Source organism: Marinobacter sp. DUT-3, assembly GCF_050379435.1.
In the GTDB taxonomy this organism is placed as follows: Bacteria; Pseudomonadota; Gammaproteobacteria; order Pseudomonadales; family Oleiphilaceae; genus Marinobacter.
The window spans coordinates 1-26,186 of record NZ_JBNRMG010000002.1 but is presented as its reverse complement, the minus strand read 5'-3'; the positions used below and the strand labels follow the sequence as shown (position 1 = coordinate 26,186).

General features: G+C 58.8%; 23 protein-coding genes and 2 tRNA genes. 12 read left to right on the top strand and 13 right to left on the bottom strand.

Features of this window, described 5'->3' with window-relative positions; all coding sequences use genetic code 11:
• Positions 1-190: hypothetical protein (locus tag ACQUWM_RS05310; protein WP_428921446.1), on the top strand; the 190-nt coding region annotated here is incomplete at its 5' end.
• Between the two features lie 29 nt (positions 191-219).
• Here ACQUWM_RS05310 and ACQUWM_RS05305 read toward each other — a convergent pair.
• Together ACQUWM_RS05305 and ACQUWM_RS05300 are read right to left on the bottom strand one after the other, a co-directional pair.
• A tRNA-Asn gene (locus tag ACQUWM_RS05305) sits at positions 220-295 on the bottom strand.
• Between the two features lie 70 nt (positions 296-365).
• Positions 366-1,550, bottom strand: a complete 1,185-nt coding sequence (locus ACQUWM_RS05300) for a pyridoxal phosphate-dependent aminotransferase (RefSeq protein ID WP_407000873.1) — start codon at positions 1,548-1,550, stop codon at positions 366-368.
• Between the two features lie 208 nt (positions 1,551-1,758).
• On the opposite strand from ACQUWM_RS05300, the gene uvrB reads away from it, so the two are divergent.
• Positions 1,759-3,792: an excinuclease ABC subunit UvrB gene (gene uvrB, locus ACQUWM_RS05295; RefSeq protein WP_407000939.1), complete on the top strand. Its 2,034-nt coding sequence runs from the start codon at positions 1,759-1,761 to the stop codon at positions 3,790-3,792.
• A gap of 13 nt (positions 3,793-3,805) precedes the next feature.
• On the opposite strand, the gene rimI is transcribed toward uvrB, so the two are convergent.
• On the bottom strand, positions 3,806-4,918 hold the full coding sequence (gene rimI / locus ACQUWM_RS05290; protein ID WP_428921445.1) for a ribosomal protein S18-alanine N-acetyltransferase: 1,113 nt from the start codon (positions 4,916-4,918) through the stop codon (positions 3,806-3,808).
• Between the two features lie 196 nt (positions 4,919-5,114).
• On the opposite strand from rimI, the gene ACQUWM_RS05285 reads away from it, so the two are divergent.
• Positions 5,115-6,614, top strand: a complete 1,500-nt coding sequence (locus ACQUWM_RS05285) for a RimK family protein (protein WP_428921444.1) — start codon at positions 5,115-5,117, stop codon at positions 6,612-6,614.
• On the opposite strand, the gene ACQUWM_RS05280 is transcribed toward ACQUWM_RS05285, so the two are convergent.
• Positions 6,611-7,771, bottom strand: coding sequence for a cation diffusion facilitator family transporter (locus tag ACQUWM_RS05280; protein WP_407000869.1), 1,161 nt, complete (start codon positions 7,769-7,771; stop codon positions 6,611-6,613). The genes ACQUWM_RS05285 and ACQUWM_RS05280 overlap by 4 nt on opposite strands.
• 409 nt (positions 7,772-8,180) lie before the next feature.
• On the opposite strand from ACQUWM_RS05280, the gene ACQUWM_RS05275 reads away from it, so the two are divergent.
• Complete coding sequence (locus ACQUWM_RS05275; RefSeq protein ID WP_428921443.1) at positions 8,181-9,200, top strand: quinone-dependent dihydroorotate dehydrogenase; 1,020 nt, start codon at positions 8,181-8,183, stop codon at positions 9,198-9,200.
• Between the two features lie 198 nt (positions 9,201-9,398).
• On the opposite strand, the gene rmf is transcribed toward ACQUWM_RS05275, so the two are convergent.
• Positions 9,399-9,611, bottom strand: coding sequence for a ribosome modulation factor (gene rmf / locus ACQUWM_RS05270; protein ID WP_247115328.1), 213 nt, complete (start codon positions 9,609-9,611; stop codon positions 9,399-9,401).
• A gap of 333 nt (positions 9,612-9,944) precedes the next feature.
• Between rmf and rlmKL the strand changes: the two genes are divergently transcribed.
• Complete coding sequence (gene rlmKL / locus ACQUWM_RS05265; RefSeq protein ID WP_428921442.1) at positions 9,945-12,119, top strand: bifunctional 23S rRNA (guanine(2069)-N(7))-methyltransferase RlmK/23S rRNA (guanine(2445)-N(2))-methyltransferase RlmL; 2,175 nt, start codon at positions 9,945-9,947, stop codon at positions 12,117-12,119.
• A 144-nt stretch (positions 12,120-12,263) separates the two neighbouring features.
• Here rlmKL and ACQUWM_RS05260 read toward each other — a convergent pair whose 3' ends face one another.
• Positions 12,264-12,866: an outer membrane beta-barrel protein gene (locus ACQUWM_RS05260; protein WP_428921441.1), complete on the bottom strand. Its 603-nt coding sequence runs from the start codon at positions 12,864-12,866 to the stop codon at positions 12,264-12,266.
• Positions 12,867-12,975: 109 nt separating this feature from the next.
• Positions 12,976-13,458: a hypothetical protein gene (locus tag ACQUWM_RS05255; RefSeq protein WP_407000865.1), complete on the bottom strand. Its 483-nt coding sequence runs from the start codon at positions 13,456-13,458 to the stop codon at positions 12,976-12,978.
• A 110-nt stretch (positions 13,459-13,568) separates the two neighbouring features.
• Between ACQUWM_RS05255 and ACQUWM_RS05250 the strand changes: the two genes are divergently transcribed.
• On the top strand, positions 13,569-14,858 hold the full coding sequence (locus ACQUWM_RS05250; RefSeq protein WP_407000864.1) for a M18 family aminopeptidase: 1,290 nt from the start codon (positions 13,569-13,571) through the stop codon (positions 14,856-14,858).
• 56 nt (positions 14,859-14,914) lie between these two features.
• On the opposite strand, the gene ACQUWM_RS05245 is transcribed toward ACQUWM_RS05250, so the two are convergent.
• Positions 14,915-14,990: transfer RNA gene (locus ACQUWM_RS05245), tRNA-Asn, on the bottom strand.
• 70 nt (positions 14,991-15,060) lie between these two features.
• Here ACQUWM_RS05245 and ACQUWM_RS05240 point away from each other — a divergent pair.
• Positions 15,061-16,065, top strand: a complete 1,005-nt coding sequence (locus ACQUWM_RS05240) for a YheT family hydrolase (RefSeq protein WP_428921440.1) — start codon at positions 15,061-15,063, stop codon at positions 16,063-16,065.
• Positions 16,066-16,106: 41 nt separating this feature from the next.
• On the opposite strand, the gene ACQUWM_RS05235 is transcribed toward ACQUWM_RS05240, so the two are convergent.
• Entirely contained in the window at positions 16,107-16,748 is a 642-nt protein-coding gene (locus ACQUWM_RS05235) for an arylesterase (protein WP_407000862.1), read from the bottom strand.
• A gap of 84 nt (positions 16,749-16,832) precedes the next feature.
• Here ACQUWM_RS05235 and ACQUWM_RS05230 point away from each other — a divergent pair, with 84 nt between their 5' ends.
• Positions 16,833-17,525, top strand: a complete 693-nt coding sequence (locus ACQUWM_RS05230) for an ABC transporter ATP-binding protein (protein ID WP_407000938.1) — start codon at positions 16,833-16,835, stop codon at positions 17,523-17,525.
• The gene (locus ACQUWM_RS05225; protein ID WP_407000861.1) at positions 17,525-20,011 is read left to right on the top strand and encodes an ABC transporter permease; all 2,487 of its coding nucleotides are present in this window, start codon (positions 17,525-17,527) and stop codon (positions 20,009-20,011) included. Before ACQUWM_RS05230 ends, ACQUWM_RS05225 begins: the two co-directional genes overlap by 1 nt.
• A gap of 8 nt (positions 20,012-20,019) precedes the next feature.
• Here ACQUWM_RS05225 and ACQUWM_RS05220 read toward each other — a convergent pair whose 3' ends face one another.
• From ACQUWM_RS05220 to ACQUWM_RS05205, 4 genes are all read right to left on the bottom strand, one after another.
• Positions 20,020-20,814: a substrate-binding periplasmic protein gene (locus ACQUWM_RS05220; RefSeq protein ID WP_428921439.1), complete on the bottom strand. Its 795-nt coding sequence runs from the start codon at positions 20,812-20,814 to the stop codon at positions 20,020-20,022.
• A gap of 182 nt (positions 20,815-20,996) precedes the next feature.
• The gene (locus ACQUWM_RS05215; protein ID WP_407000859.1) at positions 20,997-22,184 is read right to left on the bottom strand and encodes an iron-containing alcohol dehydrogenase; all 1,188 of its coding nucleotides are present in this window, start codon (positions 22,182-22,184) and stop codon (positions 20,997-20,999) included.
• A complete protein-coding gene (locus tag ACQUWM_RS05210) occupies positions 22,184-22,729 on the bottom strand; it encodes a hypothetical protein (protein ID WP_428921438.1) in 546 nt (181 codons plus the stop codon). Before ACQUWM_RS05210 ends, ACQUWM_RS05215 begins: the two co-directional genes overlap by 1 nt.
• Before the next feature lie 186 nt (positions 22,730-22,915).
• Positions 22,916-24,139 carry a M48 family metalloprotease gene (locus ACQUWM_RS05205; RefSeq protein WP_407000936.1) on the bottom strand — a complete coding sequence of 408 codons (1,224 nt, stop codon included), beginning with the start codon at positions 24,137-24,139 and terminating at the stop codon, positions 22,916-22,918.
• A gap of 245 nt (positions 24,140-24,384) precedes the next feature.
• Between ACQUWM_RS05205 and ACQUWM_RS05200 the strand changes: the two genes are divergently transcribed.
• Genes ACQUWM_RS05200 through ACQUWM_RS05190 form a run of 3 tightly spaced genes read left to right on the top strand, consistent with a single transcriptional unit; the run spans position 24,385 to position 26,041 of the window.
• The gene (locus ACQUWM_RS05200) at positions 24,385-25,122 is read left to right on the top strand and encodes a DUF599 domain-containing protein (protein ID WP_407000857.1); all 738 of its coding nucleotides are present in this window, start codon (positions 24,385-24,387) and stop codon (positions 25,120-25,122) included.
• 17 nt (positions 25,123-25,139) lie between these two features.
• Entirely contained in the window at positions 25,140-25,610 is a 471-nt protein-coding gene (locus tag ACQUWM_RS05195; RefSeq protein ID WP_407000856.1) for a PaaI family thioesterase, read from the top strand.
• On the top strand, positions 25,607-26,041 hold the full coding sequence (locus ACQUWM_RS05190) for a PaaI family thioesterase (RefSeq protein ID WP_407000855.1): 435 nt from the start codon (positions 25,607-25,609) through the stop codon (positions 26,039-26,041). Before ACQUWM_RS05195 ends, ACQUWM_RS05190 begins: the two co-directional genes overlap by 4 nt.
• Positions 26,042-26,186: the final 145 nt, after the last annotated feature.

Below are 26,186 nucleotides of genomic sequence, written 5' to 3'. Positions count from 1 at the left end.
CTTTCTCCCAAAAATTTCGGAGGCCATGGATGGCCGGAGAGAAGCGCACATGGATGTGCTCGTAGCGGTTTTTGGGAGAAAGCTCCCACCGCCCCTTACAACCAAAGCAAGCAGGCTAGGGCAGGAGCAAGCCGGCAATCGCCAAAGTCAGCAGGAAAGCACAAAGGCCAAAAACGAAAAAACCCGCTAACTCAGAGAGTTAGCGGGTTTTCGGAATAGTGGCTCCCCGAGCTGGGCTCGAACCAGCGACAAACGGATTAACAGTCCGTTGCTCTACCAACTGAGCTATCGGGGAACGTCGTCATGTGACGAGGCGCGTATATTAAGGTGGCTATACCGCCCCGTCAACCCCTGGCAAAAACTTTTTAGCCGAGGGCTTTCTGCAACCGTTCGATGGCCTTTTTCAGGTTATCCATGCTGGTCGCAAAGCTCAGGCGCATATGGCCCGGGCAGCCGAAGGCGGAACCTGGTACCAGAGCCACGCCGGCTTCGGTGAGCAGCTTCTCGGCGAACTCAACGTCGGTGCTCACGCTGCTGTCGGCATCGATGGCGCCCTGGAAGCTCGGGAACACATAGAAAGTGCCGTCGCCAGTCAGGCACTCTACGCCCGGCAACTTGTTCAGGGCCTCTACCAGCCAGTCGTGGCGCTCCTTGAACGCCGTGACCATCTCGCCGACACAATCCTGCGGGCCTTCCAGGGCAGCCTGTGCGGCGGCCTGGGAGATCGACGCCGGGTTGGACGTGCTCTGGGACTGGATCTTCTTCATGGCGCCAATGATTTTCGCCGGGCCAGCGGCGTAGCCGATACGCCAGCCAGTCATGGAATAGGCCTTGGACACGCCGTTCAGTACAAACGTGCGGTCGTACAGCTCAGGCGTGGCGTTCAGGATGTTGCAGAACGGCTTGCCGGTCCACAGGATGGGTTCGTACATGTCGTCGGTGGCGATCATGATCTGCGGGTGCTTTTTCAGCACTTCGCCAATGGCCTGCAGCTCTTCCAGGGTATAGGCCATGCCGCTGGGGTTGGACGGGCTGTTGATCACGAACAGGCGGGTACGCTCGGTGATGGCGCTTTCCAGCTGTTCGGCCGTGATCTTGAAGCGGGTGTCCGCGGTGGTTTCGATGATCACCGGCTTGCCTTCGGCGACCAGCACCATATCCGGGTAGGAAACCCAGTAGGGTGCCGGGATGATGGCTTCATCGCCCGGGTTCAATGTTGCCAGGGCGAGGTTGAAAAAGCTCTGTTTGCCACCACTGCTTACCAGTATCTGGTTGGCTTCGTATTCCAGGCCGTTGTCCCGTTTGAACTTCGCAATGATCGCCTTCTTCAGTGCGGGCGTACCATCCACGGCAGTGTATTTGGTCTGGCCATTCTTGATGGCCTCCATGGCTGCCTGTTTGATGTGCTCGGGGGTGTCGAAGTCCGGCTCGCCGGCACCGAGGCCGATAATGTCCTGGCCTGCAGCGCGTAATTCAGCTGCCTTGTTGGTGACCGCGAGGGTGGGAGAGGGCTTGATTGCCTGTACTCGGCTGGAAAGTTGAAGGTCCAAACTTGCGCTCCTTAAAGCTGCGTCTGTTAGCTGCGACGCGCCGGCATCCAGTTGTTCTGATTGGTTTGCGGGCGGTCGTCGATCGCAGTGATGGTACCATGAAGCCAGCGCAACGATAAATTTCTCTGTAGTATGCAGCTATAGAATATCCGAACCATTCAGTGGAGGTTGTCTGCCGATTATGGCCACTTCAGAAACCGGCGCCCTCATGAAAGACGGTGCGTTCAAGGTCGATTCACCTTTCCAGCCCGCCGGGGATCAGCCCAAGGCGATTGAGGGGCTGGTGGATGGCATCCACTCGGGTCTGGCGCACCAGACGCTGCTGGGGGTTACCGGCTCGGGCAAGACGTTCAGCATCGCCAATGTGATCCAGCAGGTTCAGCGGCCTACCATCATCATGGCCCACAACAAGACCCTGGCGGCACAGCTGTATGGGGAGTTCCGGGAGTTCTTTCCGGACAATGCCGTTGAGTACTTTGTTTCCTACTACGACTATTACCAGCCGGAAGCCTATGTGCCGTCCTCGGACACGTTTATCGAGAAGGACGCGTCCATCAACGAGCACATCGAGCAGATGCGGCTGTCCGCTACCAAGGCCCTGCTGGAGCGACCGGACGCCATCATTGTCGCCACTGTGTCGTCAATTTACGGTCTGGGCGATCCCCAGTCCTACCTGAAAATGATGCTGCACATGGATCGGGGTGATCAGATTGATCAGCGCGATATCCTGCGGCGGCTGGCTGAACTGCAGTACACCCGAAATGACGTCGAGTTCCACCGGGCCAATTACCGGGTCAGGGGCGATGTGATAGATGTATTCCCGGCGGAATCCGAGAAAGAGGCCATCCGCATCGAGTTGTTCGATGATGAGGTGGAAAACCTCAGCTATTTTGATCCGCTCACCGGAGAAGTGCTGCGGCGGGTACCCCGGGTCACGATCTACCCCAAATCCCACTATGTTACGCCCAGGCAGACGGTGCTGGATGCCGTTGAGCGCATCAAGGTGGAGCTGGACGAACGGCTGCAGCAGATGCGGGACAACAACCGTCTGGTGGAGGCGCAGCGCCTGGAAGAGCGCACCCGCTACGACATCGAGATGATGATGGAGCTGGGGTACTGCAACGGCATCGAGAACTATTCCCGCTACCTGTCAGGCCGTCGTCCCGGTGAGGCGCCGCCTACGCTGTTCGATTATCTGCCACCCAACGCCTTGCTGGTAGTGGACGAGTCCCACGTCACCATCCCCCAGATCGGCGCGATGTACAAAGGCGACCGGTCCCGCAAGGAAACCCTGGTTGAGTACGGTTTCCGACTGCCATCGGCACTGGACAACCGGCCCATGCGGTTTGATGAGTGGGAGCGGATTGCACCCCAGATGATTTTCGTCTCCGCCACGCCCGGGAACTACGAGGCGGAACACGCGGGTCAGGTGGTTGAACAGGTCGTGCGGCCGACCGGGTTGCTGGATCCGGAGATCGAGGTGCGCCCGGCGTCCACTCAGGTGGACGATCTGCTGTCGGAAATCCATGCCCGTACAGCCGTTAACGAGCGGGTGCTGGTCACCACCCTGACCAAACGGATGGCGGAGGATCTGACGGACTTCCTGATGGAGCACGATATCCGTGTTCGTTATCTGCACTCGGACATAGACACCGTGGAGCGGGTGGAAATCATTCGCGACCTGCGGCGGGGTGAGTTTGACGTGCTGGTGGGCATCAACCTGCTGCGGGAAGGGCTGGATATGCCGGAGGTATCTTTGGTCTCGATTCTCGACGCCGACAAGGAAGGCTTCCTGCGTTCCGAACGCTCACTGATCCAGACCATCGGGCGTGCCGCGCGGAACATTCATGGCAAGGCCATTCTGTATGGCGATCGGATCACCGGCTCCATGCAGAGGGCGATTGATGAGACCGAGCGCCGGCGTGCCAAACAGGAAGCCCATAACCTGGAGCAGGGCATTACGCCCCAGGGTCTGAACAAGAAAATTTCCGATATCATGGAAGGTGCTGGTGGCGGTGGCCGTGGGCGCCGCAAAGCCGAACGTCCTGGTGAGAAAGCGGCGGAAGAAGCCGAACAGTACCGTGCCAGGACCGGTAACAAGTCGCCCCAGGAAGTCCTCAAGGAAGTGGCGCGCCTGGAAGACGAGATGTACAAGGCGGCTTCGGAGCTGGATTTCGAAACCGCCGCCCGTCTGCGGGACGATATTTCCGAACTGAAGGAAGCCGCCCTGCGGACTGGATAATGTCCTCCCTGGACTAGCGTTTTGGTCCGACGATGACCGCCGCCTGTAATGGCTGATTGCGGCCATAACGGGACATCTTGTCAAAGACCCGGCGATCAATGGGCAGGTATTGTTTGTCCGCCACGGTTTCACCGGCTTCGACGTCGATTTCCGGGTCGTGGATGTAGACGAACTGGTCGTCTATGGCGCAGACCGTCACCCAGTGTGGAACGCGGCTGCGGTTCAGTTGCCAGGTGCTGATCAGGATCACCGGGACGCGGCCTTCGTGGAGGGCCGATTCCAGTCCCTCAAGTGTCAGCGGATCATGGTGGAGCTGAATGCCGGTCTGGCCGATGTCGTACAGAAAGCCCTCGTGCACCAGTTCCAGTACCCGTTTCTTGTCGTCGTTCCTGACGGTATCCTTGAACAGTGCCCCTTCCTTGCTGATCCAGGCGCTGGCGTGAAAGCCCCGGTTCCAGGCGGACAGCGCCAGGCCGTGGGGACCACAGCCGCCATGGCCGGCCAGCATGAAGATAGTGGTGGCTTCGCGCCACAGTTTCAGTTCCTCCAGGGTAGTGACCGGCTGATGATCGTCCAGGGTGGCCATCGCCATGATCAGTGCCGCCGGCCCACAGGAAAATTCCGTGGTTTGCGGGTAGTAGGGCACCTTCGGGAACTCACGGGACGGCTCATAGAACAGGATACGACGCTCAAAACGCAGGGCGTCGCCGTGATCTTCGTAGTAGTCCCGGTAAGTGCCAAACTGACGATAGCCCAGGCGCTTGTAGAGGTTGATGGCGGCGGCGTTGTCCTCGCGTACCTCCAGGCGCATCACGATGCGATCCGCCTCCGCAGCTTCCTTTTCCGCTTCCCGCACCAGCTTTTCGCCAAGGCCCCGGCCCCGTGCGACAGGGGAGACGGCGATGGAATAGATGCGGGCCAGCCGGGTCGCGGCGCTCATCAGCACCAGGCAGTAGCCCACCAACTCACTCTCCAGTTCGGCAACGATCAGCCGGTCCCGGGGCATGTCCAGGAAGCGCCGGAAACTCCGCCGGGAGAGCCGGTCATCCTGAAAACATCGGTGTTCCAGCTGCATCAAGGCATCCAGGTCATCATTGGTGGCTTGGCGTAAGGTCGGATCGGACATAAACGTGGAGCCTTGGTACATCGTGGCCGGGTGTGCTCGCGTGCTTCCCGTATCAGGCTATTATGGTAGAGAGTCCGGTAAGCGCAAATAGTGCAACCATGCGTAAAAGCACGCATCCTGAGAGGATTGTGCGGCGGTGGGGGCGGGCGTATTGTTGCCGGAATTCTGTCGGGTCTTATCCTCAGGGAGGAATGCCATGTCCCGTTTGCTCATCGTTGTGGATCGCGCCAAAGACTGGGCACCGTACTATCCCAGTGAGGACGTCCTCACCTTTGACCAGTACCTCCAGTTCTCCGCGCCGGCTTCCAGCAGGGTGCGGGTCATTAATCTGTGTCAGAGCGCTAAGTATCTGAGTCGGGGCTATTACTGCTCGCTGCTGGCGGAAGCCCGCGGTCACCATGTGGTGCCTTCCGTGATGACCCTGAACGACCTGAGTCGCAAAGGGCTGTTTTCCCTGGAGCTGGAAGAGCTGGATGTCAGCGTTATTAACTGGCTGGACGCAGCCGGCTCTGAGATTGATCCGGCCAACGACGAACGCCACGCCACACATGAGGTGCGTATCCGCACCTATTTTGGCCAGGCGGAGCATCCAGATCTGAAGCCGGTGGCCCGCGCCCTGTTCGAGCGCTTTCCATGCCCGATCCTGGAGATCGTTTTCAAACGTCGCAAGGCCTGGCAGATTGAATCCATGAAACCGGCGGCGCCGGCGGATCTGGATGAAAAGGAACAGGATGTATTCGCGGCTGCCTTCGACCGGTTCAGCAGCATGGTCTGGCGCAAACCCAGGACTCGCCGCAGGTATCGATTTGATCTGGCGGTGCTGGTTAATCCGGAAGAGGAGATGCCCCCCAGCGACAAGGTGGCCCTCAGCCGGTTTGAGAAAGCCGGGCGCAAGCTCGGTATCAACGTGGAGCAGATCACCCGTCGCGAATACATGCGTTTGCCGGAATACGATGGTCTGTTCATTCGGGAAACCACGGCGATTGATCACCACACCTATCGCTTCGCCCGCAAGGCGGAAGCCGAGGGCATGGTGGTGATTGACGACCCGGTATCGATCCTGCGCTGCACCAACAAGGTATTCCTGGCGGATCTGCTCAAGAACAACAAGGTGCCCACCCCCAAAACCCTGATCCTGTCGAAAGACCAAAAGGACAGCGCGGAACAGGTGATCCGTGAGCTCGGGTTTCCGGTGGTGATCAAGATTCCCGACGGAGCCTTTTCACGGGGGGTGACCAAGGCGGAAGATGAGAAATCCCTGAAGGCGGGACTGAAAGAGCTCTTCAAACAGTCGGCCCTGGTATTGGCCCAGGAATACCTCTACACCGATTACGACTGGCGTATCGGCGTGCTGGGTGGCCGGGCCATCTACGCCTGTAAATACTACATGGTGAAAGGGCACTGGCAGATCTATCAACATGGTGGTGCCGAAGTGGACAGCGGCGGCTTTGAGACCATGCCGACCTATGAAGTGCCGCGAAATGTGATTCAGGCTGCCCTGAACGCCACACGGCTAATCGGCAACGGCCTCTACGGTGTCGACATCAAACAGTCCGGCAACCGGGTCGCGGTGATTGAGGTCAACGACAACCCCAGCATAGATGCAGGGGTTGAGGACCGTTTCCTGGGGGGCGAACTCTATACCCTGATCATGCAGGAGTTTCTGTCCCGAATGGAGCACAACCGGCGCGGTTAATGGGTGCCGTACCAGATGCGCAGGCTTCCAAACCATGGGTAGTCGGAGAGTTCTTTGGTGATCTCGCGGAGTTTCAGGGACGGCTCCTGAGCGGGGTGGTCGAAGAACAGCTCCAGGTAGACCTTGTTCTTCAGGTAGTGCAGCCGCAGGCGCGTGTGGGAAGGCAGTTCTCCCACGTGGCTGGTGAGGATGTCATGGATCTCCTCCCTGGAAGGAAGGCGTTCTGAGGTGGGGAGATCGTCCTCGTCGTTTTCAGCATCAATGTGGAAGTTGATGTCACGGATGCTGTCGAGGGCATCCCGCATGCCTGAAACCACCTGCATTCCGATCTGGTGCCCTTCGGAGACGCTGATTTCCGGGCGCACCACAAGATGAATATCAAGCAGGATGTCATGCCCCATCCGGCGGCTGCGCAGCTCGTGCACATTGCGCACCCCGTCGGTTTCCCGCGCAATCCTCTTCAGCATTTCCGTGTCTTCCGGTGACAAGCCGGTGTCGACCAATTCCTTGACGGCATTCCAGGTGAACTTCCAGCCGATGTGAATAACGATACCGGCAATCACCACCGCTGCCAGAATATCCAGCCAGATAAAGCCCGCCATGGCGCCAATGGTGGAAAGCAGAACAATGATTGAGGAAAATGCATCGGTGCGGCTGTGCCACGCATTGGCGATGATCAGGTCGGATCGAATGGCCTGACCCACGCGACGGGTGTAGTGGTAAATCCACTCCTTGCTGGCGACGGATGCGGCAGCGGCGACCAGCACTGGCCATTCAGGTATCTGGTCGGCACCGCCTGCAATCAGCCGCAGAATGTTGTCCCACGCAAGGACGGCGCCGACCGCAATCAGGATACTGCCAAGGGCCAGGGTGCCGATGGTCTCAATGCGCTGGTGCCCGTACGGATGGTTCTGGTCCGGAGCCTGGCGGGAGACCCGCATAACCCCGAGTACCACGAGATCGGAAGCAACATCGCTGAACGAGTGAATACCATCGACAAGCAGGGCCTGGGAATGAAAAAGAGCACCTGCGATGACTTTAATCACACCAAGCACCGCATCCAGAATCATACCGATGACGGTGACGCGTGAAGCGGCATGTCGTTCAGCATCCAGATCGGGAGAATGATAAACAGACGTATTCTGATGTTTGGTCATTCGGGGCAATCTCCGGGAAGTTCTGGTGCCATTATAGCGGTATCAGAGCACTTTCCATGCAAAAGTATAAAAACGGTACCTTTGTGCGATTTATGCACATGGTGACAAAATAATGACGACGTGACATTTTGTAGTCATGGGCTGGCCTATAATGCAAATGTCTCATAACTAACTGAAAATAAAGAACAAATTAACTGGTTAAAAAATGATCAATCTGTAGGCTGGCGCAGTTATCAAGGGATAGCACCTGTTGCCCCGCGCTTTTCAACAGGGTTATCCACAGAAACCGTGGAAAAGCTTACAGGACGTCCACGTGTCAGGCATTTACGGCGAATATCCGTGAGTTGGAAGATGCTGTGGAAAACTTCCGGTATACTCCGCGTCACCCAAAGACGAGGAGTTTCTTTCGATGTACGGTGCTATTCGCAACCTGTTATTCCGGCTGCCTCCCGAGCAGGCTCACAATCTTGCACTGTCCGGACTGGACGTGGCGAATCGGTTCGGGCTGTTGAAGGCACTGTCACCAAAATTTGATGCATGCCCGGTGAATGTTATGGGGATGGAATTTCCCAATCCGGTCGGGCTGGCTGCGGGCCTCGACAAGAATGCCGACCATGTGGATGCCCTGGGCGCCCTGGGTTTTGGATTCATCGAAGTTGGCACGGTGACGCCACTGGCTCAGCCTGGTAACCCGAAGCCGCGCATGTTTCGGTTGCCCGAACATCAGGCCATCATCAATCGCATGGGCTTCAATAACGAAGGCCTTGAGCACATGCTCGCAAGGATCGACCAGCGCCGCTACCGGGGCATTCTCGGTATTAATGTCGGCAAGAACAAGGACACTCCCAACGACGAGTCCGAATCGGATTACCGCAAGGGTATATCCGCTGTCTATTCCCGGGCCGATTACATCACCGTGAATGTCTCATCACCGAACACGCCAGGGTTGCGGGACCTGCAATTCGGAGACTCCCTGAAGCGACTGCTCGATGCGATCAAGGATGAACAGGGCAAGTGCGCGGCCAACACCGCCCGCTACGTTCCCATTGCAGTCAAGATTGCGCCGGATATGGACGACGAGGGTATTCGTTTTGTGGCGGATGCGTTGCGCAACTCGGGGCTGGATGGCGTGATCGCCACCAACACCACCATCAGCCGTGACGCGGTCCAGGGGCATGCCCATGCGGATGAGGTCGGCGGGTTGAGTGGTGCACCGGTGCGTGAGCCGTCCCTGAGGGTAATTCGGGGCCTGTACGCGGAACTGGGGGAGGATTTGCCCATCATCGGTGTGGGGGGCATTACCGACGGCGAGAGCGCGGCTGAAAAGATTGAGGCGGGCGCGAAGCTGGTCCAGGTCTATACCGGCTTTATTTATCGGGGGCCGACACTGATCCGGGAAGCGGTGGAGGCCATTCGGCGGTTGCAGTAAAGCTGTGGTTGTCGGTGTGAAATGCGAAAAATGGCGGGCCCAGAACGAAGGTGGGCCCGCTGAGCGGGCCCTTGCGGGGAACGAACCCCGTGGCGCTTCTTCGCATGATACGGGTCGGGAGGACCCGTTTGGGTTATTTGGGGTATTGCTTCAAATTGTAAGTGTTAAAAGATCAGATTAAAGATCGGGGTTAAAGTGTCACGCGGTGGTGACATTTGCGAGTTTATGGATGCCGGATACGCCGGTCATGCCCTCCCATTGATCTGTGCGGCCTTCTCGCCACCCGCTTAGCCATTCCTGGCGGACTTCCGCCTGTTCTAACGGGCAACTGTCTTTGGATTTACCGGACACACCGGCCAGATAACCCCGTTTGAATGCACGAGCGTACATATCTCTTTTCTGTCTTTTCATGCCGTTCCTCACTGATGGATTAACAGAACAAGCGTGTACACTTCTGCAGTGGCCCAGGCATGCGGCTTCCCGTCAGTGTAACCCGGCGGGGGTAACCCACTATTGCCAGCTCCGGCCAGAGCAGTCAGGATCCTGTTAACGGAGAGCCAGTTAAGCTCCCCCGAACGACGCGTCTCTTACAAGGTAAGTCGAACATTGCGCCGATGTACACTATTTATTTCATCTATGTGAAGCTTCTCTTATAGTTGTGTGACATAACGAAGGTGCATTGCCCCATAGAAAATGCACCATTCCATGCAGTTAGCCGAATACCGAAATTCCCGGGAGTAGAACTTGTCTGATTCTGTCTTTTTCGTAACCTGTCCGAAGGGCGTCGAGTACCTTCTGGCGGATGAACTTCGCACCTTCGGTATGGAACCGGTGCGGAATGCGCCTGCTGGCGTATGGGCAGAAGGGCCCCTGGAAAGCGGCTACCGGGCGTGCCTGTGGTCGCGGCTGGCGAACCGCGTCATCCTTCACATCGACGAGGTCAACGCCATTAGCGGCGATGAGCTCTATGACGGCGTGGTGCATCTCGACTGGCAGCAGCATATTCCTGCCAATGGCAGCTTCCGGGTGATGTTCCTGGGACAGAACGAGGCGATTCGAAACACCCAATACGGCGCCCAGCGGGTCAAGGACGGCATTGTTGATCGCATGCGCTCGAGCAGCGGACAGCGTCCCTCGGTGGATGCCAAAACACCGGATGTCACTATTTCCGCACGATTGAATCGTGGCCGTCTCTCCCTGGGACTGGATTTGAGTGGACACAGCCTGCATATGCGCGGTTACCGTACCGATAAGGGTGTTGCTCCGCTCAAGGAGAACCTGGCGGCAGCCTTGCTGTTGCGTGCGGGCTGGCCAGATATTGCTGGAGCTGGCGGTGATTTTATCGACCCGATGTGTGGCTCCGGCACACTGGCGATTGAGGCTGCCCTGATGGCTCTGGATATCGCCCCGGGCCGGAACACCGACCGCTTCGGGTTTGAAACCTGGCCCGGTCACCAGCCGGAGTTGTGGCTGCAACTGCGCCAGGAAGCCGAGCGCCGTGCTCACGAAGGTAAGCAGGGGCCACTGCCGCGTTTTGCTGGCTACGATCAGGACAGCCGTGTGATTGCCACCGCCTGGAAAAATATTCAGCGAGCTGGGCTGGACGGGCTGGTGCACGTTGAATGCCGCGCTGTTGAGACTTTCGAGCTTGATGGCGAATGGGCTGCTCAGGGGCTGGTACTGACCAATCCGCCTTATGGCGAGCGCCTGAGTGAGCGCAAGGAACTGGGCACCTTGTATCGTTCCCTGGGCGAGGCGGTGAAGGCCGCTGTTCCGGGCTGGCGCCTGGGGGTCTTTACCGGCGCGCCGGAGTTCGGGAAATCCATCGGGCTGCGCAGCTATAAGCAATACAAGCTGTTCAACGGCAAGCTACCGGCCCAGTTGCTGTTGTTCTCGGTGGACGACGTCAGCGCCATGACGCCCCGTGAGCCGGGCATACCCGGTGAGGTGCAGCCCCGCATTGCCAACGAAGAGCGGGCGGCGATGCTGCGCAACCGGCTGAAAAAGAACATGAAGACCATTGGCCAGTGGGCTCGTAAGCAGGGCATCGAATGCTACCGGCTGTACGACGCGGACATGCCCGAATTTGCCCTGGCGATCGATATCTACGATGGGTTGGTTCACGTGCAGGAATACGCAGCGCCCAAATCGGTGGATGAGCGTGCCGCGCGTGAACGGCTGGCGGAGGCGCTGGCGGTCATTCCGGAAGCCCTCGGCATCGAACGGGAGGATATGGTGTGCAAGCAACGCCAGCGGCAGACCGGCACGTCGCAATATGAAAAGCAGGCGGCCAGCGGTGAATTTTTCAATGTGCACGAGCATGGCTGTGCGCTGAAGGTGAACCTCAAGGACTACCTGGATACCGGTCTGTTCCTGGACCACCGTCCGGTGCGGCACTGGATTCAGCAGCATGCTTCCGGCAAGCGGTTTCTGAACCTGTTCTGTTACACCGGGGCGGCGACGGTCCATGCGGCGGTGGGCGGCGCCAGCCGATCCCTGAGTCTGGATATGTCGAAAACCTATGTGAGCTGGGCACAGGACAATCTGGCGCTGAACCGGGTGGATGCCCGCCATCACAAGGTGGAGCAGGCGGATTGTCTGGCCTGGCTGGCGGCGAAGCCGACACCGGATCAGCGGTTCGATCTGATTTTCATGGACCCGCCCACGTTTTCCAACTCGGCTCGCATGGCGGGCGTGCTGGATATACAGAAAGATCACGGCAAACTGGTGCGTCAGGCGATGCAACGGCTGACGTCAGAGGGGCTGCTGATTTTCTCCAACAACTTCCGGCGCTTCAAGCTGGATGAGGCGCTGGAGCAGGAGTTCGCCATCGAGGAAGTGTCACGGGACACCCTCGACAAGGATTTCCAGCGCAATGCGCGGATTCACCGCTGCTGGCATATTCGCCACCGGATCTGATGGTTTGGAGTATCGGCCGGATGTGGCCCTCCCCCGGGATACGCTTCAAGCTCATCCCTGAGCGCTTGATCTCCGGCCATCCATGGCCTCCGACAATCCCGGGGGAGGGCCACACCCGGCCTCTGCGAAACTCTCATGCACCTACTAGAACTCGTATCGAACCCCGCCGGAGAATTGGAAGGTATTGATATCCGAACCGGTGTCCTTGAACAGCCGCCCACCTTCAAACACCAGATAACCGTTGTCGATCACTTCAAAATCCACCCCGGCCAGCCAGCTGATGCTGAAGCTGCTGTCGGGAAAGTCTCCAGCAAGATCCCGGAACTGGCGGTTCTCGTCCGCGCCGAAGTTGGCCAGTTCCGCATCACCGCTGATGTGGGAGAACCCGCCCTGGGCGTAGACGTTGGCGTAGCTGGTGATGGGGTAGTGCAGCCCGATGTACCAGCTGGCGAAGTAGTCGATGGAAAGGGTCAGGTCGCCGCTTTTGGCGTCTTTGTAGCCGCCGCCGGCGCGAACCTCCGCGTGGAACAGGTCGGTGATGTGGCCGCCGATGACCAGTGTGCCGACCTGGCCCCAGGCGGAATCGTTGCTGATTTCGCCAATGCTGCGATGGTGCAGGGCGGTGGCGTACAGGCCGACGTAGTGCATGTCTTCACGGGCTTTCGCAGCGGCCGTGGCAAGGTCGGCGCCGAGCAGGGCGATGGGCAGCAAGGCTGCCGGAAGAGCTTGTCGCAACACCTTATTCATTGTTATGGGCTTTCCTGACGATTGCGGGTACGGGCAGATTCTGCCTTCTGTAACGGTTTGTTACGTCGACCCGCGTCACACTTCCCTCAGGCAGCCTGTGATCATTCGCTTAGTCTTCCAGTAAGCCTTCTTCCCGGGCCATCAGGAGCAGGACATACACGCCGTTTTCGGCGAGAGTAGGTTCCAGCCCTTCGTCAAACAGCAATTGGCGGCGACGGTCTTCGAGGCTGTCGGTGTCGAGGGTGGTGATCAACTCGGTGATGGGGGCAAGTTCGAACGGGGCTTCCATGGCGACGGCGGTAAAAATGAGGTCCACCAGGATTTCGTCCGGGTCCATGCCGTCGGTGAATACGGTCTGGTCCGGCAGGTCCTGGTGGAGTTCCCGTGCCAGCTCAATGATGGGCACGCCCTGTTCCTCGAGGTAGAGCAGATCGATGTCGCCAAGGTCGCCGTCTTCGGGAATCCAGCTGTCCTCCGGTGCGATGACGACGGTTTTCAGACGTCCGTCCTCCAGGGACCAGGATATGGCGGTCGGAAATACGGTGTCGTCGGTCTGGCAATATTCGATGTCGAGAAATCGTGGTAGTGGCAAGGTAAACTCTCCGGGTTTCATCTGGTGCCATTTAGTTCAAGGACACCAGTATGACGGTTATTGGCTTCATGCCATACTGTTGGCGGCATTATCAGTTAATCAGGAGCATCATGGAACACGCGCAGTTTAATCACGGTTTGCTGAATTTTCTCGATTCTTCCCCAACCCCCTGGCACGCGGTAGCCACCATGAAGGCCCGTCTCGACGAGGCCGGTTTTACCGAGCTGGATGAGAAAGACGAGTGGTCGCTGGAAAAGGGCCGGGGCTATTATGTGATTCGTAATGGTTCATCGATTGTGGCGTTCCGGACCGGGCAGGGTGATGTTGTTGAGAAGGGCATCCGCATGGTTGGCGCTCACACGGACAGCCCCTGTCTGAAGGTGAAGCCGAACCCGGAACTGCGTCGTAAAGGGTTCTTCCAGTTGGGTGTCGAGGTTTATGGCGGTGTGTTGCTGAACCCGTGGTTTGACCGTGACCTGTCACTGGCCGGTCGTGTCACCGTTCTGGATGAGGGCAGCGCGGTACAGGATGTCCTGGTGAATTTCCGCAAGCCGGTGGCGTTTATTCCCAGCCTGGCCATCCACCTGGACCGTGAGGCCAACAGCAACCGGAGCATTAATGCGCAAACGGATCTACCGCCGGTGATGATGCAGGTGCCGGATACCGACACCACCACGTTTGCGTCACTGCTGGAGCGCCAGATTGCTGATGAATCCGGCATCAGCGTCCGCAAGGTTCTTGGTTATGAGCTGAGCTTCTACGATGCCCGTGGTGCGTCATTCGTGGGGCTGCGGGACGAGTTTATCGCCTCGGCGCGGCTGGATAACCTGCTGAGCTGCTATATCGGGCTGCAGGCGTTGCTGGACACCTCCGGCGATGAACCCGCGCTGCTGGTGTGTAACGACCACGAAGAGGTGGGCAGCATGTCGGCAGAGGGCGCTCAGGGGCCGTTCCTGTCTACGGTTCTGGATCGCTGGTGCGGCGCCGGAAGATCCCGTGCTATTGCCCGGTCCATGATGATCTCGGCGGACAATGCCCACGGCATTCACCCCAACTACATGGATCGTCACGACGAGAATCACGGCCCGCTGATCAATCAGGGGCCGGTGATCAAGGTGAACCACAACCAGCGTTATGCCAGCAACAGCCGATCCGCCGGGGTGTATCGTCACATCAGTGACGAACTGGGCTTGCCCCACCAGACGTTTGTGGTGCGTAGCGATATGGGGTGTGGCAGCACGATTGGGCCGCTGACGGCCGGAAATCTGGGGGTAACGACGCTGGACATCGGCGTGCCACAGTTGGGTATGCACTCGATTCGTGAGGTGGCGGGCACCGAGGACGGCTATACTCTGTACCGTGTATTGCAGGATTTCATGCAGCGGCCTCAGGTTATCTGAAGCCCGGAACGAAAAATGCCGCTGCTTCGTTGGAAGCAGCGGCATTTCGGAATAAGTGGCTCCCCGAGCTGGGCTCGAACCAGCGACAAACGGATTAACAGTCCGTTGCTCTACCAACTGAGCTATCGGGGAACAGCTAAGTGGCGCGAATAATAAGGGCTTTATTCGTTGGGGTCAACCCTCTGAATTAAAAGGTTAAAATTTGTACTATCAGTCTGCTCCCCATCCAGTGCCGCCGGATATTGGCAAACGGGCGTTCCGCTATCGGCCGCCGCCATGGCTTCGCAACGGTCATCTGCAATCGGTGTGGCCAACGCTGTTCCGCAAGGTGGCCATGGCCGAGCCAGAGACAGAAGTGCTCACCACCAGTGATAACGATGAACTGCACCTGGACTGGTACCGCCAGGGCAATAAACGGCTGGCGATCCTTTCCCATGGGCTTGAGGGCCATAGCCGCAGGCCCTACATGCTCGGGCTGACCCGGGCGCTTTTGACGGCAGGATGGGATGTTCTGGCCTGGAACTTCCGCTCCTGTGGCGGAGTGATGAACCTGCAGCCCCGCTTTTACCACAGCGGTGCAACGGAAGACCTGGACCGTGTGGTGCGACACGGGTTGTCGCGGGACTACAGGACCATATTCCTCTCCGGATTCAGCATGGGCGGTAACCTCACCCTCCTGTACCTCGGGCAGCAATCGGAAAGGGTGGACAGCCGTATTTGCGGTGCGGTTGCCTATTCCGTGCCCTGTGACCTGGCGGGTAGCGCGGATGAGCTGGCCAAACCCAGCCGGAAAATTTACATGCAGCGATTTCTGAGGGATCTGCACCTAAAAATGCAGGAGAAGGCCCGCCGCTTCCCGGACCTGATAGATGTAACCGGCTTCGAGAACATTCGCAGCTTTCACGAATTTGATAACCGTTACACCGCGCCGTTACATGGTTTTCGGGATGCGGCTGACTATTGGAGCAGCTGTTCCGCCCTTGGCAAACTGAAGGACATTCGTGTGCCTTCGCTGATGGTGAACGCGGCTGATGATCCCTTCCTGTCGCGCCGGTGTTTCCCGGAATCAGCGGACGTGCTTGGGCGGCATGTTCGCGTGGAAGCGCCGCGCTGGGGTGGCCACGTAGGCTTTGTCGAACACGCCCGGGACGGCTATTACTGGTCAGAGCGCCGCGCCGTGGCCCATATCCAGTCGGTGGTGGGATAGTCCGAATCGGATGACGGTGCCGGTGGGCCCGGCACGCTGGCTTATTTCAGCAGTGGCGCCAGTTCCGGCCAGATATTGGCCAGCAACAGGCTTTGCGCCTCGGCGGTGGGGTGAATGCCGTCACTTTGCATCATGCCGTCCTGGTTGTAGATGCCTTCAAGAAAGAATTCGACCAGCCCGGTGTCATACTGCTCCGCCAGTTTCGGGAAAATACCGGCGAAGGCGCGGGTATAGCGCTCGCCATAGTTGGGGGGAATCTGCATGCCCACAAGCAGCGGATGGGCGCCGGCTTCTCGCACCTGTTCAATCATTTTTGCCAGGTTTTTCTCGATCACACCCGGCGGGAATCCCCGCAGGCCATCGTTGCCGCCGAGCTCGATCACCACCACCTCTGGCTCGTTCTTGTCGAGCAATCCCGGCAGCCGGCGCAGGCCGCCATCGGTGGTTTCCCCGCTGATGCTGGCATTGACGACGCGCCAGTTTTCCAGGCCTTCAGCATCCAGGCGGGCCCGTAACAGCGCCACCCAGGCTTCGTCGGATTGCACGCCATAGGCGGCGCTCAGGCTGTCCCCGACAATCAGCAAGGTGTTCGGAGCGTCATTCTGATTGGCCTGAACCTGAGCAAAGGCGCAAAGAAAAGCGACGAAAACTATTGATCTCAGACGTAAAAATACCGTATCCATAGACAACCTGCTAAAGACCAAAAAATCGTTGGAGACTCCGTGAGCGACCAGACCGAGCATTACCCAGGGGGCCGTAAGCCACCCATGCTGAAAGCCAGTGACCTGACCCACCGCGTCAGTCTGGAGACTGATACGTTGACGATCTTGCAGGGGGTCAGTCTGGAAATCAATCGTGGTGAATCCGTAGCGATTGTCGGTCGGTCCGGATCGGGAAAGACCACGCTGCTGGGTTTGCTGGCGGGGCTGGATACACCCACGGAAGGCACCGTGGAACTGGACGGTGCGGTGATCAGCAAACTGTCCGAGGACGAGCGTGCCAGGCTGCGGGCCCACAGAGTGGGGTTCGTGTTTCAGTCTTTCCAGCTGCTACCAGCGCTGACGGCGCTGGAAAACGTGATGCTTCCGCTGGAGCTGGGAGGGCATGATGCCCCGCAGAAAAAAGCCCGGGAGTTACTGGAGCGGGTGGGGCTGGGCGAGCGTCTCAGCCATACCCCGCGCCAGTTGTCCGGCGGTGAGCAGCAGCGGGTTGCCATTGCCCGGGCCTTTGCGTCGGATCCGGTGGTGCTGTTTGCGGATGAGCCCACGGGCAACCTGGATAATCGCACCGGGCAGGCGGTGTCGGACCTGTTGATGGCATTGAACCGGGAGCAGGGCACCACGCTGGTCATGGTGACCCACGATGAGCATCTGGCTGTTCGCTGTGGTCGCCAGTTCAATATCGAAGCAGGCATTCTCACCGAGCCAGGCACCCGTACAACCGGGGAGCCGGTAATCTGATGGCGGCTTCCCGTAAACTGATGTCCATCCGCCGTGACTGGCGCGAGCGTGACGTGCGCGTTGTGCTGGCGGCCCTGATGATTGCGGTTGCCACGGTCGCCACGATTGCGCTGTTCGCCAGCCAACTGCAACGCACGCTGGTGTCCTCGGCCAGTTCGTTTCTGGCAGCGGACCGGCAATTGGAAGCCGAGAATGGCCGTCCGATTCCTGAGGGCTGGCTGACGGAAGCACGGAGCCGTCAGCTGGAAACCGGGCAAATGGTGGAATTTTCCACCATGGTGTTCGGGGCGGACAATTTCCAGCTGGTATCCATCAAAGCGGTCAGTAATGAGTATCCGTTGCGTGGCCAGGTTGAATATCAGCTGGGGCCAGATGAACCCCGGCAACTGGTGTCATCGGGCCCGGGCCCCGGTGAGGTCTGGATTAACCCGCGGCTGCTCCGTCTGTTGGATACCAGCGTGGGTGACACCCTGGAAGTGGGTAATCTGGAGTTGAAAATATCCGGCCTGCTGGTGCGGGAACCGGATGGCGGCTTCCGCCTGTCGGCCCTGGCGCCGCGGGTGATGATGCATGCTGACGACGTATCAGACACCGGAGTGATCCAGGAAGGCAGCCGGGTGGAATACGTTTACCTGTTCGCCGGCGAGGAAGCGGCACTGGAAAGCTATTACCGCTGGCTGCAACCGCAATTGGAGCCCAGCCATGAATGGGAAGGTGTGCGAGACGGCGAAACCTTCTCCCGTTCCCTGGAACGCGCCGAGCGCTTCCTGCTGCTGGGCGGCAGCCTGGCGGTCATGCTGGCCGCCGTCGCGGTGGCCGTTGCCAGCCGTCAGTATGCGCTGTCACAGCGGGATACCGTGGCCCTGCTGAAAACCCTGGGGGTCAGCAGTCATGGTATTGGCAAACTGTATCTGCAACGTCTGGGGCTCTGGGGCGTCGCCGGTGCGGTTGGCGGCCTGGTGATTGCCTTGCCGTTGTACTGGCTGCTGTCCAGATTGCTCAGCGATGTGCTGGAGCGGCCGGTGGATTACCAGCTCGACCCCGCCGCACTGGCGCCGTCTCTGTTGACAGCCCTGGTGTCGCTGTTTGCCTTTGCCTACCCGCCCATCCGCCGTTTGCGCAATGTGCCGGCGATGCGGGTACTGCGTTCCCAGCCCGGGGAATCCGGGCGGGAAGCGCTACCGGATCTTGCTATTGCCCTGGCGGCCATCTTCGGACTGGTGTGGATGTACGCTGGCGAGGTGTCCCTGGTTCTGGCATTGCTGGGTGGGCTGATCCTGTTACTGGGCACCCTGGCGCTGCTTGGATGGCTGATGGTGCTGAGCCTTCGCAAAATCAGTGGCGGCGGTAATGCCTGGCGTCTGGCCCTGGTTGGCCTCTACCGCCACCGGAGAGCCAGCCTGTCCCAGATTGCGGTATTCGCCATGACGCTGATGCTGGCGGCGACTCTGATCCTGGTGCGAACCTCACTGCTGGAGGATTGGCAGGCACAGTTGCCAGAGGATACGCCCAACCATTTCCTGATCAACATTGCCCCGGATGTGGTGGAAGACATCGACGCGTTCTGGCAGGAACGCGGTCAGCCGCTGGATGAGATGTACCCGATGGTGCGGGGCCGGTTTACCGAGCTGAACGGAGAACCGGTCAAGGAAGCGGTCACCAAAGACGAACGGGTGGGCGCGCTGAACCGGGAACTGAACCTGACCTGGATGGAATCCCTGCCGGCGGATAATGAAATTATCGATGGCAACTGGTTTACACCGGGCCAGACCTCCGGGGTGTCCGTTGAGGCGGAGCTGGCGGAAAAGCTGGGGCTGAAAGTCGGTGACGAGCTGACCTTTACCATCGGCTCGGAGAAAGTGACTGAACCTGTCACCAGTATCCGCACGGTGCAATGGGACAGCATGAAGCCCAATTTCTACATGGCCTTTCCGCCGGGCGGCGGCCTGGAGCAGATGCCGGCCACCTGGATTACCAGCTTCTACCTGTCTCGGGCCAATAAAAACGCTCTCAACGAGTTTTCACGCCAGTACCCGACGGTTTCGGTGCTGGAGATTGATCACATCATAGAGCGGATACAGGATATTGTCCGGCAGGTGACCCAGGCCATCGAAGCCATTCTGGCGCTGATCCTGGCGGCAGCGCTGGTGGTGATGGCAGCGGTGGTCAGCGCGACACTGCGGGACCGGCAAAGGGAGGGGGCGCTGTTACGGACCCTCGGCGGACGTCAGTCCCTGCTGGTCCGCAGCACCATGCTGGAGTTCGCATTGCTGGGACTGTTTGCCGGTGTGCTGGGGGTCGCGGCCGCGGAAGCCGCCGTCTGGGCCCTGCAGTTCCGCATGTTTGAAGGTCAGTTCCAGTGGCACTGGGCGGTGGTGCTACCCATTCCGCTATTCAGCGCGGTGGTTCTGGCGCTGTTTGGGCGCTGGCAACTGAGGCCGGTGCTGAGTGTGTCTCCGATGCTGTTGCTGAGGCGCCTGGAGTAATCCGGCGCTCAGCGATAGCGTGACAGGATCTCTTCGAGTTCGCCATTCGCGCGCATGTTGGCGAGCTCGGCATTGAATAACCTGGCAAACTCCCCCCAATCCTTGCGGAGCATCAGGCGGAATCCGTAATTGCTGATGCCTTCGGCTGAGGTCCGGAAATCCTTCTGCCATCCTTCATTGAGAAGGATCCATTGACCAACCAGACGGTCAGCCACGGCCGCATCAAAGTGTTCTCCGTGGCGCACGAAAGTGAACATGTCCCGGTCGCGGGATACGTCAAAGCGCTTGATCGCACCGGACTCGATATGAGGTTCCAGCACAGGGTAGGCATAGCCCAGGTGAGTGACCACGGTTCTCGAGAAGAGATCTTCCGGTGTCCGGTATTGCAGGTCGGAGTCCGTTGGAATAAAAAAGACTTCCTCAATTGCCACGATGGGATCGGTGAACAGGAACTTATCCGGATTGTCCGTCCATTCGATCGCCCGGGAGGTGCCATCGATATAACCCCGTGACAGCATCCTGTCGACCCGTTTGCGGGGGATCTTTTTCGGGATGACTTCATACCCGATACGTTGAGCAATCAGGCTGACTACATCCCACATGATGCCAGAGGGCTGGCGCCCGTCCACGATCAGATACGGAGGGTATCCATTGGGAGAAACATTGAATCTGAAAGTTTTACTGTCGTCTTCAGTTTCACTGGCGTTCGCAGATGCGATGCCCGGCATCATAAAGGTAGAAATCAGCGCCAGGAGTGAGACCACCGGGAGTACAGCGGGGAAGCCGGATGTTCGGTTTGGCATAAGTAAGGAAGGCCCTGATGTCGGAAACGAGAACTTACCCGGCACATCCTTGCCAGCTTTTGGGCAATTGTTACTTTTTTGTAAGACCTTTTCAATGATTTGATTGGCATGTTTTCTAACGCCGGCAGCCAGCCTGCATTGTTACAGCCCGCCGGGCGGACTGTAACAATGCACTTTCCGGATTATGCCCAGGCGCGTCGCAGAACTTCGCGAGCGTCCTCCAGGGACACTTCTTTCGGGTTGAACATGATGGCGCCATCGTCCAGCGCCAGTTCGGCGATCTGGTCCAGTTGGTCCTCAACTACCTTGCCCGCTTCTTTCAGGGTGCGTGGCAGCTGGCAGTGCTTGTACAGGGCATCCCGCAGGCGACGAATGGCGGAAATGCTGGCCTCGGCCCGGCGGGCTGCCGGGGTGGCTGCGTATACGTCCGGGCCGTCCAGATACAGCAACAGTTCACCCAGCGGCTCGCGGATGGATTCGATGTTGTACTCCAGCACGTAAGGCAGGTACAGGCTCATACACAGGCCGTGGGGCAGCTGGCAGATGGCGCCAGTCGCGTGGCCCAGGGCGTGCACCAGGCCTACCATGGAGTTGGAAAATGCAATCCCGGCCATAGTGGAAGCCTGGGCCAGCTCCAGTCGGCCATCGGCGTCCTTCGGGTTTTCCATCACCGCCAGCAGGGAAGCGCTGATCTTCTTGACCGCTGCCGTGGCGTAGGCGTCGCTGAGCGGGTTCTTCGCCATGCAGGTGAAGGCTTCGATTGCGTGGGTCATTGCGTCCATCCCGGTCGCCGCGGTGATGTGAGGCGGCAGCGTCAGGGTCATGCGGGGATCGATGATCGCCGCGTTCGGCAACAGGAACGAGGATGTGAACGGCAGCTTTACGTGCTTTTCGGTGTCGGCAATCACTGCCACTGCAGTCACCTCGGAGCCGGTACCGGCAGTGGTTGGTACCACGAAGAACGGCTTGAGCGGATGCTTGAGCACGCCGGCGCCGGCGTATGCGGCAATGTCATCACCACCCTCGGACACCAGGATGTTAACGGCCTTGGCGGTATCGATGGCCGAACCGCCGCCCACGGCAATGATGGAGTCACATTTCTCGGAGCGGTAGATGCCGGCGATGTCACGGACCACACCGGTGGATGAATCTGGCGGAACGTCGTCATAAATGCTGACGATTTCCAGCCCGCTTTCCTCGCAGGCGGAGATGACAGGGTCCAGCAGGCCGGCGGCGCGCACGCCTTTGTCAGTCACAATCATCGGACGTTTGGCGGCCATGCCAGTGAGCTCGTAGGGAATATGTTCCAGGGCGGCCTTGCCAGCGATCACCTTAACCGGGCAAAAGAACTCATAGTATTTGTTAGTCATTATGCTCTCACCGTTTCGACAAAATGGGTTGCGACTTTGAGGTAGATCCGTGCGGCACTGATCAGTTTTTCCGGCAGGTGCAGGTTGGCGGGGTATTCCTTGACCGCCCGTTTCGCGACCAGCTTCGGCAGAATAAAGGCTTCCAGCCGGTTCAGTACCCGGGTCATGCGGATCGCGTAGCTGATGTCGCCATCCACCAGCATCCTGTCGTTGGCGAAGGCCACGGAGGTCTTTTCCTGAAACGACAGCACCATGAACGCGTGGGCTATGTGCTTGAACTGAATGGACAGGTCCACCGGCCGGGGGGCGGAGGTGCCGTGGTAATGGAAGCGCCCGTTGCCGGTATGCTCGACGATGAGGCTGGACCCGCTGGGCATCACCATCATCTCAAACAGGAACCCCTCGGGCAGGACTCTGGCCTCCTGCTGGACCTGGGCATCCACTTCGCTGACGGCCTGCAGGGCCCGTCCCATCACCTGGAACATCAGCTCCACATAAAGTCGTCGCGCCTGGAAAACCATCGGTTGGATACGTTTCGCTAACATGGCAATCGTCCGATTGTTGTTGGTGTAATCTGATTTTTAGAGTTTTTGCTCTAGAAGTCAATGCGGTCAGTGACAGGGTGGGGCTGTCACCACGGCAAAAAAACCGGGGAAAGGCTGGTGTAGTGGGTGTCCGGGTACAAAAAGGCCCGGAGCGGGTCCGGGCCTTCGGGAGGAGCTGTCCAGTGATTACTGGGTCAGGTTGGCGAGCTTCCTTTTGGCCTCTTCGGCCACTGCGCCACCGGCTTCCGCCGCCGTGCTGTAGTACCTGATCGCGTCATCGCGACGGTTCTGTTTCACCGCCACATCACCCAGGCGAAGGAAGGCGATGGAGGTCGGAACCACCTCGTTGGCTTTGGTGAGGTTATCCCGGGCTTTGTCGAGCTTGTTCCGGTCCAGGGCATTGAGACCATTATGCAGCCGGTAACTGAACATTTCGGGGTACAGTGACACGGCCCTTTCGAAGTCGGCCTCCGCTTTGGCTGTGTTGTCCTGCTCCTCGTAAATGCGACCACGGAGTGTGTAGAACATGGCTTCGTCCGGTTCAATACGGATAGCCTCATTGATCTTGCCCAGGGCGGCGTCCATGTCTCCCTCGCCGGCCAGCTTCAGGGCAGCGTCGTGGGCCTCGTAAGCGGGTTTGAGCTTTCTGGCCATGGCCAGTTTCCTGTCGTATACATCCTTGCCCCGGTAACCACCGGCGCCGTACTGCTGAACCAGTTTGCGGTTCTCCTCCACCCGTTTCTGTGAAGGGGGATGGCTGGCGAACAGGCCGTCAATAAAACTCGACTGGCGACCTTCCGACAGCTTCACAAACAGCTCCTGAAGCTCCACGGCGGCCTGGGGATCGTAACCGGCCTCAACCATATACTCGATACCGTAGCGGTCGGACTCCAGCTCGTCGCCCTGACTGTACTGGGCCTGGATCATCTGGGCGCCGAGAGCCGCACCCCCCATGACCAGGCCGGCCCATTCGTTATCCGACAACGCAAACCCCAGCCCCGCCACGCCGGCACTGATCAGCATGCCTTGTTGCATGCGCTGTACGCTGTGACGTGCGGCAGCGTGGACAATCTCATGGCCGAGCACGGAGGCCATCTGGGCCTCATCCTCCAGTTCGGTCAACAGCCCGCGGTTGATGGCTATCTTGCCACCAGGCAGCGCCCAGGCATTGGGGACGCTGCTGTTCAGCACCACGAACTCGTAGGGCAGGTCGGGGCGGTCACTGACTTTGGCGAGCTTCTGACCCACCTCATTCACGTAAACCGTCAGGTCCGGATCCAGGTAGAACTGGCCACCCTGGGTTTGCTGGGTCGGCGTGTATTGCTCGGCGCCAATGGAAAGTTCCTGGCTTTCCGGGATCAGCGATAACTGCTTTTCTCCGGTCACCGGATTCACGGAACATCCCGTCATGGCAAAGAGCAGGGCGATCAGGGGCAGGCAGCGGAAAAACAGCCGGTTCGTCACGGTAAACTCCTGTTATCAGTCCTTGATCCGGGATGTATGTAACCCCGGGGTGGTTAGGGTCAGTTTATACCACATCCGATGATCAGCGGTTATAGCCATCGTGCCCGTGTCATCTGGAGAGAAGCCCTCGCGAAGTGTATGATAAAGCTTCTGTAAACCTTCCCTTTTCTGATTCCGCAAATGGAACCTCCATGGTTGAGTATCTGGAACTGATTGCGTTGATCTGGTTTCTGGTGTGCTGGATTGGCTATACCGAGTATTCCCGCCGTAAAGCCAATGACCGACCTTGCCTGTCCAACACCCTGGACCTGTACCGGGAAGATTGGATGCGGGGGATGATGCGCCGGGAGAACCGCATTCCGGATGCATCCGTCGTGGGCAACCTGGAGCGTAACGGCGCCTTCTTCGCGTCCAGCTGCCTGCTGATCCTGGCGGGTATCATCACCGCCCTGGGCTACACTCAGGAAGTGATGGAGGTGTTCAGTACCCTGCCGTTTGGCAACCTGCCCAGCCGCGCGATCTGGGAGTTGCGCATGGTGGTTCTGCTGTTGGTGTTTATCTATGCATTCTTCAAGTTCACCTGGTCCATGCGCATGTACAACTTTGTGGCTGTACTCATCGGGGGCGCACCATTGCCGGACGACACCAAAACCAGCCCGGCAGCGCGTGAAGCCTTTGCCCAGAGCGCGGCGCGGGTATGCAACCTGGCGGGCGATGCCTTCAACCTTGGGTTGAGATCCTATTACTACGCCATGGCAGTGGTGACATGGTTTATCCACCCGGTGGCCTTTATCGCAGCCTCTACCCTGGTTGTCATCGTTCTGTACCGCCGGGAATTCCGTTCCAACGCCCTGCATGCCCTGCGCGGCGGAAAAGTATTTGAAGAACCCGCGGCTAAAACCGATGCCGCCCAGAAATCCAACAGTTAACCATCTGGCCAAACTGAATGACTGATGACATCCGACTGAACCGGGTTCGCCGGTTTATTGAAACCCTGAACCAGGCCCGGGAACTGGGGCTGGCCGTTGAAGCGGCAGGCGATGGCGTACTGACCATGCGCCTGCCATACAGTGACCGTATCATTGGTAACCCGGACACCGGCGTGATCCACGGCGGCGCCATTACCACACTGATGGACACCACCTCCGGTTCAGTGATCATCTGCGCCCTGACGGATTTTGAACTGTGCCCGACACTGGACTTGCGGGTGGACTACATGCGCCCGGCGGAACCCCATAAACCGGTGTTTGCCCGTGCGGAAACCTACAAGATCACCCGCAATATCATCTTTACCCGTTGCGAGGCCTACCAGGAAGGCGGTGAAACCATCGCCAACTGCGTGGGCACCTTTATGCGTATCGGTAAGGAAGCCACCCCTAAGGGCTATCGTGATCTGATTACCGGAGGTGAAGAATGACCGATCCTGAAATCCTCCGCGAGACCCGGGAAACCGGTGATTTCTCCCGCATGCTGGAAAGCATCCCCTATGCCCGCTTCATCGGTCTGGAATGCGAGCGCTTCGGCGATGACCTGATCTTCCGTTTACCAAAAAAGGAAGAAAACCTGGGCAACCCGATCCTGCCGGCTATTCATGGTGGCGTCATCGGCGGTTTCATGGAAATGTCCGCTGCCATCTACCTGATGATGTCCCAGGACAGCCTGCGCATGCCCCGCATCGTGGATTTTTCCCTGGATTACCTGCGCGCCGGCCTGAACCGCGAAACCTTCGCCGAGTGCCGCCTGACCCGCCAGGGCAACCGTGTGGCTAACGTAATGATCACCGCCTGGCAGAAATCCCGTTCCCAGCCGATTGCAACTGCGCGAGCCCACTTCCTCCTCGAAGACTGACTTTCCCTTTAATCCGGGGCTTGAAATGCCCCGGCGCGCCCCCATTTCCCACTGCAACACTACATCGACAGTCGGGTGGTGGGGGGGGGGGGGGGGGGGGGGAGGGGAGAGGAGACAAACAAAGAAAAGAAAACACCACCCCAAC

Coding starts and splice junctions, on each gene's coding strand:
- ACQUWM_RS05235 (WP_407000862.1), bottom strand. CDS start 16,748: ATGGATACGGTATTTTTACGTCTGAGATCAATAGTTTTCGTCGCTTTT.
- ACQUWM_RS05200 (WP_407000857.1), top strand. CDS start 24,385: ATGGTTGAGTATCTGGAACTGATTGCGTTGATCTGGTTTCTGGTGTGC.
- uvrB (WP_407000939.1), top strand. CDS start 1,759: ATGAAAGACGGTGCGTTCAAGGTCGATTCACCTTTCCAGCCCGCCGGG.
- ACQUWM_RS05275 (WP_428921443.1), top strand. CDS start 8,181: ATGTACGGTGCTATTCGCAACCTGTTATTCCGGCTGCCTCCCGAGCAG.
- ACQUWM_RS05250 (WP_407000864.1), top strand. CDS start 13,569: ATGGAACACGCGCAGTTTAATCACGGTTTGCTGAATTTTCTCGATTCT.
- ACQUWM_RS05225 (WP_407000861.1), top strand. CDS start 17,525: ATGGCGGCTTCCCGTAAACTGATGTCCATCCGCCGTGACTGGCGCGAG.
- ACQUWM_RS05215 (WP_407000859.1), bottom strand. CDS start 22,184: ATGACTAACAAATACTATGAGTTCTTTTGCCCGGTTAAGGTGATCGCT.
- ACQUWM_RS05190 (WP_407000855.1), top strand. CDS start 25,607: ATGACCGATCCTGAAATCCTCCGCGAGACCCGGGAAACCGGTGATTTC.
- ACQUWM_RS05205 (WP_407000936.1), bottom strand. CDS start 24,139: ATGACGGGATGTTCCGTGAATCCGGTGACCGGAGAAAAGCAGTTATCG.
- ACQUWM_RS05230 (WP_407000938.1), top strand. CDS start 16,833: ATGCTGAAAGCCAGTGACCTGACCCACCGCGTCAGTCTGGAGACTGAT.
- ACQUWM_RS05195 (WP_407000856.1), top strand. CDS start 25,140: ATGACTGATGACATCCGACTGAACCGGGTTCGCCGGTTTATTGAAACC.
- ACQUWM_RS05260 (WP_428921441.1), bottom strand. CDS start 12,866: ATGAATAAGGTGTTGCGACAAGCTCTTCCGGCAGCCTTGCTGCCCATC.
- rmf (WP_247115328.1), bottom strand. CDS start 9,611: ATGAAAAGACAGAAAAGAGATATGTACGCTCGTGCATTCAAACGGGGT.
- ACQUWM_RS05210 (WP_428921438.1), bottom strand. CDS start 22,729: ATGTTAGCGAAACGTATCCAACCGATGGTTTTCCAGGCGCGACGACTT.
- ACQUWM_RS05280 (WP_407000869.1), bottom strand. CDS start 7,771: ATGACCAAACATCAGAATACGTCTGTTTATCATTCTCCCGATCTGGAT.
- ACQUWM_RS05220 (WP_428921439.1), bottom strand. CDS start 20,814: ATGCCAAACCGAACATCCGGCTTCCCCGCTGTACTCCCGGTGGTCTCA.
- rimI (WP_428921445.1), bottom strand. CDS start 4,918: ATGTCCGATCCGACCTTACGCCAAGCCACCAATGATGACCTGGATGCC.
- ACQUWM_RS05285 (WP_428921444.1), top strand. CDS start 5,115: ATGTCCCGTTTGCTCATCGTTGTGGATCGCGCCAAAGACTGGGCACCG.